This is a genomic window from Streptomyces sp. F001 (assembly GCF_004187715.1).
Taxonomy (GTDB): domain Bacteria; phylum Actinomycetota; class Actinomycetes; order Streptomycetales; family Streptomycetaceae; genus Streptomyces; species Streptomyces flavusporus.
The window spans coordinates 86094-93692 of the sequence record NZ_QZWF01000022.1 but is presented as its reverse complement, the minus strand read 5'-3'; the positions used below and the strand labels follow the sequence as shown (position 1 = coordinate 93692).

The 7599-nt window shown below is 72.8% G+C and carries 5 protein-coding genes and 1 pseudogene; 4 read left to right on the top strand and 2 right to left on the bottom strand.

All coding sequences use genetic code 11. The features are described from left to right. Nucleotides 1-425, top strand: a pseudogene (locus tag StrepF001_RS37830) (hypothetical protein); the annotation flags it as partial. A gap of 6 nt (nt 426-431) precedes the next feature. Here StrepF001_RS37830 and StrepF001_RS37825 read toward each other — a convergent pair. Next, entirely contained in the window at nt 432-4259 is a 3828-nt protein-coding gene (locus StrepF001_RS37825; RefSeq protein WP_240797840.1) for a WD40 repeat domain-containing protein, read from the bottom strand. Between the two features lie 344 nt (nt 4260-4603). Here StrepF001_RS37825 and StrepF001_RS37820 point away from each other — a divergent pair, with 344 nt between their 5' ends. Genes StrepF001_RS37820 through StrepF001_RS37810 form a run of 3 tightly spaced genes read left to right on the top strand, consistent with a single transcriptional unit; the run spans nt 4604 to nt 7393 of the window. Further along, nucleotides 4604-5452, top strand: a complete 849-nt coding sequence (locus StrepF001_RS37820; RefSeq protein ID WP_129802691.1) for a glycoside hydrolase family 16 protein — start codon at nt 4604-4606, stop codon at nt 5450-5452. 6 nt (nt 5453-5458) lie between these two features. After that, entirely contained in the window at nt 5459-5941 is a 483-nt protein-coding gene (locus tag StrepF001_RS37815) for a hypothetical protein (protein WP_129802690.1), read from the top strand. Nucleotides 5942-5947: 6 nt separating this feature from the next. Continuing rightward, nucleotides 5948-7393 carry a hypothetical protein gene (locus tag StrepF001_RS37810; protein ID WP_129802689.1) on the top strand — a complete coding sequence of 482 codons (1446 nt, stop codon included), beginning with the start codon at nt 5948-5950 and terminating at the stop codon, nt 7391-7393. Here StrepF001_RS37810 and StrepF001_RS37805 read toward each other — a convergent pair. After that, complete coding sequence (locus StrepF001_RS37805; protein ID WP_240797841.1) at nt 7383-7580, bottom strand: hypothetical protein; 198 nt, start codon at nt 7578-7580, stop codon at nt 7383-7385. The genes StrepF001_RS37810 and StrepF001_RS37805 overlap by 11 nt on opposite strands. Between the last annotated feature and the right edge of the window lie 19 nt (nt 7581-7599).

The window sequence follows — 7599 nt, the reverse complement described above, 5'->3', positions numbered from 1 at the left end:
ACGTCGACAAGCGCGTCCAGTCCCTCACCCCGCCCCAGCCGGATCTGCTCGCGCTGACGAAGAAGGATCCGCAGCTCGCGGCCGCGTACCAGCGCGCCGAGCAATGCTCCCCGGACCGGAATCCCGACGAGGAGGCGGCCTCGCCCACGCCCACCGGCCCGCTGCCCAAGGCGGCGGACGGCAAGAACATCGACGCCTGCTCGGACGGCGAATGCGAGGTCCTGGTGACCTCGTCGGTGTGGATCACGGCGAACGGGGTGGACGTGCATGTCACCCCGGGGGACGACTCCGTCACCTTCGAGACACCGAGCGCCGTGATGCGGCTCGGTGGCCAGGGCGGTGTGGCCAAGTGGGGCGACGATCTGAAGGTCACCGTCGTCGCGCAGAACAAGGACGGTGCCGTGCTGAAGTTCACCATCCCCTGAGCGCCCCTAACGCCCCTCGCACACCTCCCGGTACCCGAGGCGCGGCAGGTGCTCCTCCCATTCGGTGCGGGTGAGGACGCCGCCGGTGCGGGCGCAGACGTAGTCCGCCGCGCGGTCCGCGTGCAGGGTCCACACCCGGGCCGTCAGGTCGTAGCCGACGGAGGTGAGGGCGTCGCCGTCCGGGCTGAACGCGACCGAGGTGACGGTATCGACATGGCCGGTGAGTTGCCGGCCGTAGGGCTCGGCACGGGCCGGGTCGGCCACGTCCCACAGGCGGACCGTGTGGTCGCCGCTGCCGGTCGCCACCGTCTTCCCGTCCGGGGCGAAGGCCACGGACCTGACGGGCCCGCGGTGCCCGGCCAGCTCCTCCCCCAACGGCCGTGAACGGTCCGCCTGTTGTACGTCCCACAGCCGCACCGTACGGTCGTCGCTGCCCGTTGCCAGCGTCTTCCCGTCCGGGGCGAAGGCCACCGCGTTGACCGGTCCGTCGTGCCCGGTGAGGACGGCCCCCGCGGGCTCTGCCTGGGTCTCGTCGCCCACGTGCCACAGCCGCGCCGTGGCGTCCTCGCTGCCGGTGGCCAGGGTGCGGCCGTCCCGTGCGAAGGCCACGGACGTGACGGCGTCCGCGTGGCCGCGCAGCGGTTCGCCGAGCGGCCGTACGCGGTCCGGCCGGCGAACGTCCCACAGCCGCACCGTGTCGTCCTCGCCGCCGGTGGCCAGCGTGCGGCCGTCCGGGGCGAAGGCGACGGCGAGGGCGCCGCCGTCGTGCGCGTCCAGCGGTGCGCCGAGCGGGGCGGGACGTTCGGGCGCGGAGAGGTCCCACAGCCGTACGGTGCCGTCCTGCGAGCCGCTGGCCACCGTACGGCCGTCCGGGGCGAACGCGACGGCCAGCACCTCGTCCTCGTGGCCGGTGAGTGTGCGCAGGAGGCGGCGCGGGTTGCCCGGATCGGCCACGTCCCACAGGCGGATCAGTGCGTCGTCGGTACTGGCGGCGGCGAGCAGACGGCCGTCGGGGCGGTAGGCGACGGCGGTGAGGGGGTTGGTGAAGTCGGTGAGGACGGTCGGCGGCCGGTGCCAGAGGCGGACGCTGCTGTCGGCACCGGTGCTGGCGAGGGTACGGCCGTCGCGGCTGAAGGACACATCCCACACTGCCTCCGTGTGGCCGGTCAGCGGCTCCCCCAGCTGCTGCGGGTAGGCCGGGTTGGCCACGTTCCACAGGATCGGCGCGTCGTCCTCGCCCGCGCTCACCAGGGTCTCGCCGTCCGGACTGAACGCCACCGACATGACGGGCGCGGTGTGCTCGGTCAGCGGTTCACCCAGCGGCTCCGGGCGACCCGGGTCGGACACCTCCCACAGCCGTACGGTCTCGTCGAAGCCGGCCGTGGCCAGCGTCCGCCCGTCCGGGGAGAAGGCCAACGCCCAGACGGAGGCGGTGTGTTCGCGCAGCGGCTTGCCGAGCGGTGCGATGCCGTCGTTGGCGCTGAACCGCCACATCCGTACGGTCCCGTCGAAACCGGCCGTGGCCAGGGTGTCCCCGTCCGGGGCGAACGCGACGGCGCGGACGCTGCCCGCCTCCGACTCGTCGGCCTCGGCAGGCTCGCCGAGCGGCGCGGGGCGGGCCGGGTCGCTGAGGTCCCACAGCCGTACGGTCCCGTCGTCGCCTGCGGTGGCCAGCGTCCGGCCGTCGGGGGCGAACGCGACGGAGACGATGTTCTCCTCGTCGTGGCTCACCAGCGGCCGGCCGACGGGGCGGGGCCGCCGGCGGTCGCGTACGTCCCACAGTTGGATGCCGCCGCCTTTCCCCGTGGCCACCAGCAGGTCGCCGTCCTGCGGAGCGAAGGCGACCGCGCCGACCGGTCCCGTACGGAGGCGCAGCGGTTCGCCCAGCGGCCGGCCCGTGCCGCTGTCCCACAGCCGGACCGCGCCGTCGTGGCCGCCGCTGGCGAGGGTGCGGCCGTCGGGCGCGTACGCCACGGAGCTGCCGACACCGTCGTGGCCGGGCAGCCGGGTGGCCAGCACGCGGCCCGCGTCCGAGGCCAGCCGGGTCCGCAGGTCCGGGGTGGAGCGCATACGGTGCGCGGCGACGTCGAGCCGGGCGGCCAGCCCGGCGTCGGTCTCGCGGACCCGGTCGGCCTCGGCGGTGAGGCGGCCGAAGACGGCCTCGTCCCGCTCGGCCTGCGCGGTGGCGCGCGCCTGAAGGGCCACGACGGCGGTGCCGGTGGCGAGCAGCACGAGCGCGGCGAGTACGGCCACGACCGTACGGCGCAGTCGCGCGGCGCGGCGCCGGCGCCGGATCGAGGCGGTGAGGAACTGCCGCTCCAGCGGGGTGAGTTCCTCGCTGCGGTGGTTCTCCCGTGCGGTGTCCTGCGGGAAGGCGTCGCGGGCGGCGTGCAGACGGGAGCCGGCGTAGAGCGCGGCGTTCTCCCGGCCGAGCGCCTCCCAGGTGCGGGCCGCCTCGGAGAGCGAGCGGTGAACGCGCAGCCGGTCGCGTTCGGCGTCGATCCATGCGCGCAGCCGGGGCCAGGCGGTGATGAGGGCTTCGTGGGCGAGGTCGACGGTGCCGTCGTCGAAGGTGATGAGGCGGGCGCGGACCAGGCGTTCCAGTACCACTCGGGTGTCGGCGGGGCTGCCGAAGTCGAGTTCCGCGTGTTCGGTGGGCCGACGTGTGTCAGGTGTGCCGTCACCAGGGGCGACGAGGCGGAGCAGGATACGGCGGGCCAACTCCGCCTGCGACGCGGTGAGTTCGCCGTACACCTGCTCGGCCGTACGGACGACCGCACCATGCAGTTCACCGGCCGCCTCATAAGCACTCTCGGTCAGGACGCGGCCGCTGCGGTGGCGCCAGGTCTCCAGCAGGGCGTGCGACATCAGCGGCAGTCCGCCCGGAGCGTCTTCGACCTCGTCCAGGAGGCGGTCGGTCAGGGAGCGTTCGACGATCAGGCCGGCTGCGGCTGCCGGGCGGACGATGGCCTCCCGCAGCTCCGCGCGGCTCATCGGTCCGGCGAGCAGCGTGGCGTCCTGCAACGCGGCGGTGAGGCCGGGGTGTTCGGCGCAACGGCCGAGGAAGTCGGCCCGCACCGCGATGACGACGCGCAGCCGGCTGTCGGCGTCGGTGGCGGCGACGAGGCGGTCGATGAAGGTGTCCCGGTCGGCCGGGTCGGCGCCGAGGGTGTACAGCTCCTCGAACTGGTCGACGATCAGCCAGGTGTCGGCGTCGGTGCCGGGTACGGGCAGGAGCCGGTCGGCGTGCGTGCGCAGCGGGTCCGCACCGGGCGTGAGGATGCGTACGGCCGCGGGCGTGGTGTCACGGTCTCCGGCGCCTTCGCCGTCGCGCGGGGTGCGCAGCTGCGGGATCAACCCCGCGCGCAGCAGGGAGGACTTACCGCTGCCGGAGGGGCCGAAGACGGCGGTGAAGCGGTGCTTGCGGTTCAGCTCGGTCAGCCGCTCCACGAGCTGGTCGCGGCCGAAGAACAGCTCGGCGTCGCCCGGTTCGAACCGGGTCAGGCCGCGGTACGGCGGCCGGGAGGTCTCGTCGTCGGCGGTCTCGGCGGCCAACTCGGCCGACGCCTCGCGCCAGCGCCGCTCCCACTCGATCACGTCGCCGCCGCACGCCTTGACGTAGGCGAGCGTCACCGCGCGGGTGGGCAGCTGCTTCCCTGCCGCCGCCTGTGACAGGGTGGTCACCCCGTACCGCGCCCGCTGGGCCATCGCCCGGTACGTGGGTCTCCCCGCGGACTCGCGCAGCGCGCGCAGTCCGGCGGCGAACCGCGGCACCGGTCCGGCCTCCGGATCCAGCTCGCCCTCGGTGCGCCCCGGTCCTGTTTGTGCCGACACGTGCCCGCTCTCCCCTCGTCCACCTGGTCGCCGACAAGCCATTACCCAGGGGGTCCACTCGGGCGCCCACGGTAGGGAGTCGCAGGGGCGGCCGCAATCGAACTTCCGGGTATCGGCAGTCGCGACACGGGAGTTCACTCGATCCTCACGCTTCCTCCCTACCAGCTCGTTCGGTTCGCGGGTTGTTCGGTGCCGGGCGAGGACCTGCCGAACAACGGCGTACGGCGGTCGACTGGCTGAGGGACGTGGCCAGGACGGGCCACGGCGCGGTCGGAGCCCCGCGAGGGGAGGGCTCGGGCCGCCCCCCCCCCTTGTCCGCCAGGTACGACAGCTGAAGGGGAGTCATGTACGGACGACTTCGCGCCCGGCACCTCGCCGTGGGGTTCGGCGCGGCGGCACTCGCGGCGACGCTCACGGCGACCGCGGTGAACGCCGCCCCCGCCGCTGCGACGACCGCCGCCGAACGGTACGGCTGGGGCGCCCCGCTGCCCGAGTGGTCGGACGAGTTCGACTACGGCTCCGAGGCCGACCCCGCCGTACCGGACCGCGACAAGTGGCGTCTGGCGGGCGGCGGCCCCGGCAAGTGCTGGCCCGGCCACAGCGACAACGGCCGCCGCTGCGACGTCAACGCCCGGGTCGTCGGCGACGTACTGCGCATGACCGGCGAGGCGAACGGCGACACCGGCTGGCTCGCCTCGCCGTACGGCCGGCAGTACGGCCGGTGGGAGGCCCGCGTACGCTCCCGGGCCACCGCCCCCGACAACGGGCGGCAGTACCACCCGCTGCTGATCCTGTGGCCGGACTCGAACGAGCACCCCGAGGACGGCGAGTACGACTACCTGGAGAACGGCGCCCCGGGCGAGAGCTGCGCCGAGGCGTTCCTGCACTACCCGCACCCGGAGGGCGTGCCCGTGCAGCAGGAGTTCGCGCAGAAGTGCGGCGTGGACCTGTCGCAGTGGCACAACGTCGCCATCGAGTGGACCCCGGACCATCTGCGCGGCTTCATCGACGGCGAGGAGTGGTTCCGCTTCGCCGACGGCGCCAACGCGGACCGCGACTGCATCCAGTGTGCCCCGTCCATGCACCAGACCATCCAGCTCGACAACTTCCACGGGGACGACCTGCAGAGCGCCGTCTACGAAGTGGACTGGGCCCGGGTCTACGACCTGCCCGACAACGAAAGCGTGAGGTGATCCGCCATGCAGAGCTCTCCGTATCAGCCCGGTCAGCCCGTTCCGCTCGAGCCGACGCGCATGCCGGGGGCCCTCATCTTCGTTCTCGTGATCGTCACCGCGCACGCGGTGGGCACTGTCTTCGGCGGCTGGGCGATCATCGAGGAGAACCAGAGCAAGCAGGAGCACGGGCAGGAACTGCTCATGCCGATGGGCATGGCCTGGTTCGTGGCGCTGTTCTGCTGGGCGCTGGCGGCGCTCATGGTCGTCTGCGTCGTACTGGCCCGGAAGCGCCGTACCTGGGTCCGTGTGGTGCTCATCGTGTGCCTGTCCTTCGTGGCGTTCGGGACGGTCCTCGGTTTCCTCGGCTCGCTGGCCTCCGGGGCGCCCAGCCTCGCGGTGTTCGTGATCGCCGGCATCGATGTGGCGGCCCTGTGGATGGTGTGCGGCGAGACCGGCCGCCACTACTTCTCCGTACGCAGCCCGGCACCGACTTCGCTTCAGGGGTGATGGCTCGTGGACTCCCCGACGTACGCACACGACCCGTACCGGCAGCCCCCCGAGCCGCCGGAGCCGCCCAGGGCACCGAGGCCGTGCGACCCGGTGGCGGTGGCACTCGGCAACGCCTCGCTGCTCGGCATCGGTTATCTGCTGCTGGGCCGCTGGAAGCCGGCCGCGTTCGCCGTGGTCGGCACGGGCTGGCTCCTCAACCTCACCGCATCGACCGCCGAGACCTGGTGCGAGATCCTGCTGCTCCTGTGGTGGGCGGCCGGCATCGCCCACGGCTGGTTCCTGGCACGCCGGCGCGCGGAGCAGGTCGTACGGCGCGGGCAGCGCGTGGGCGCACTCGCCGTCACGGTCGCGGTGCTGCTGACCGCCGTGCTGCTGCGCGTCGACGCGTACGGAATCGAGGACCGCGTGAACGAGGCCCGCCAGGGCGGCGACTGCGAGAGGGCCGTGGCCGCGCAGGGTGAGGTGGGGTGGGGCCATCGCCTGGCGGGCGCACCGGTGGTCGAACCCGGCGACGCGGTGGTGGAGGCGTGCCACCGGCTGGAGCGGGCCGCGTCCAGGCTGGCCACCGGACGGAGCGGGAGCATCGAGGACCTGGAGCGGGGCTTCGACATCCTCGCCGGCGTCCTGAACAAGCCCGGCAACGAGCAGACCGTCAGGACGGTCCTGGACAGCTTCCTCGACGGCCTGCCCACCAAGGACTCCTGCGACACCGCCGACATCACCGAATGGCTCCGCGGCCGCGAGCCCACCCGGGACGTACTGGACCGGTCCGCCATCGCCGCGACGCGCATGGAACCCGCCGCACTGGTGGGATGCGGCGACGACCTGATGGACGAGGACAACTGGCAGCAGGCGCGGGCGCACTACCAGCACCTCCTCGACGAGTACCCGGACGACGCACGCACGGACCAGGCACGCAACGGTGTGAAGAAGGCCGACCTCGCCATCGAGCTGGGGAAGGTACGCGATCTGGTCGAGGACACGACCGGCGCGTCGACCGGCTACTGCGACACGCCCGCCAAGTACAGCGGTGCCCCGCCGTACCGCAAGGGGTTCAACCGCGCGATGTTCCTCGGCGACACCGAGTACACCGACCAGCTCCCCAGCGACTGGCGCACCGGCGACCCGACCAAGGCCGCGCTCGTGGTCTGCGCGGACACGGCGAAGAACGGAGCCGCCGTCGAGACGTGCCACTACGAGAACGACCTGTCCGAGTACCTCACCCACGAAGTGACCTTCTACAAGGTCAAGATCCCGCTGAAGGTCTACGAGCTGCGCACCGGAAAGCGCGTCGACCCGCGCGAGGTGCAGATCAGCGGCGGGAGCTGCCCGAGCGTCCTGCACTACGAGTACTACGGCACGTACGACTACGGGCCGGGCAGCGAAGAGTTCGTCTCCCCCTCCAAGTCCGATGTGAGGGACGCCTTCTGGCCGGTCGTCAAACGGTGACCATGCCCTGACACCGGATTACCTGTCGATGAGGCGTTCCAGGTGGCCGGGGTAGCGGGCGCCCTGGATGTCGACCTGGTCGACGGCGGTCTGGATCTGGGGGGAGGTCGTCGGCGCTGAGCTCGAGGTCGGCGGCGGCGAGGTTCTCCTCCAGACGCGAGAGCCGGCGGGTGCCGGGAATCGGCACGATCCAGGGCTTCTGGGCG

Bases quoted from the DNA above. Each gene is read 5' to 3' on its own strand.
- StrepF001_RS37815 (WP_129802690.1), top strand. From the start codon at position 5,459: ATGCAGAGCTCTCCGTATCAGCCCGGTCAGCCCGTTCCGCTCGAGCCG.
- StrepF001_RS37820 (WP_129802691.1), top strand. From the start codon at position 4,604: ATGTACGGACGACTTCGCGCCCGGCACCTCGCCGTGGGGTTCGGCGCG.